Raw genomic sequence first — 856 nt, forward strand, 5'->3', positions numbered from 1 at the left:
ATCGCCTCCCGATCGTATCTAGATCGGGGGCTTTTCTTTTGGCCTGCCCGCTTGCAGGCCGATGTTGCGCATTTCATGGGGTAACAGCTAATCCGGCCCGTCCGGCACATCTCAAACTCACCCTTCAGAGGTAAAACATGAAAACGCAATACACCGTCGCAGACATCGAGGCAAACAACGTCTTACCCAGCGGCACCGTCTATGCCGTCCGCGAAAAGATTAGATCAAGGAAACGATTTGTTTAAGCGACTATCGAGACAGCATCGGCCATAGGCCAGGTTTCGTCTCCGCCTATTTGAATTACACTCCAGGTTGCATATATTCAATAAAAGCAACGTTTTTTTTGACAAACCCAACTAGTTAGGTTAGCATGAGTCGTATTCAATTGTTAAATGGCGTTCGGTATTTCGTTCCTAGTCAAGATCATTGTGAGCCTCATGCTCATGCCTTTCATAAAGGGGATCGCTGGGAAGGAAAATTTGAGTTTTCATTTCTAAATAACGATGTAGTTGATTTGGGCTTTCAACCACCAGCGATCGCGCCAAAACATGCGGTAAGGCATGCAATTGGTAATAATATCGCCGCGAATTTGAAGGCGTATAGAGATGCTTGGTGGAATACTTATAAATGTACCTGCTTAGACAATAAGTGGATTTTTCTTGAGAGCGGCAACATTTGTGTGTTAAACAAGAAACCAAAAAAACAGCAAGTTTGGCAAATTTTGTCATCATCCTATGATGTGCAAAATGGCCAGACTACAATTGAGTGCTGTGAAGATTCATCTGGCCAAATAACGTTGGCAACTTTTTAAGAGGATACAGTTATGGGACTTGCACACAAGGAGCAGCAGCCCCCG

Annotated in this window: 1 protein-coding gene; it reads left to right on the forward strand. The window is 44.5% G+C overall.

Going from position 1 to position 856, the window contains the following annotated elements; genetic code table 11:
* Positions 1-385: 385 nt before the first annotated feature.
* Positions 386-811 (forward strand): hypothetical protein, encoded by a 426-nt coding sequence (locus JK635_RS05490; RefSeq protein WP_202652988.1) that lies wholly within the window; start codon positions 386-388, stop codon positions 809-811.
* The last annotated feature ends 45 nt before the right edge of the window (positions 812-856 follow it).

The sequence above is a fragment of the Neobacillus paridis genome, assembly GCF_016765675.1.
Taxonomy (GTDB): Bacteria; Bacillota; Bacilli; order Bacillales; family Cytobacillaceae; genus Neobacillus; species Neobacillus paridis.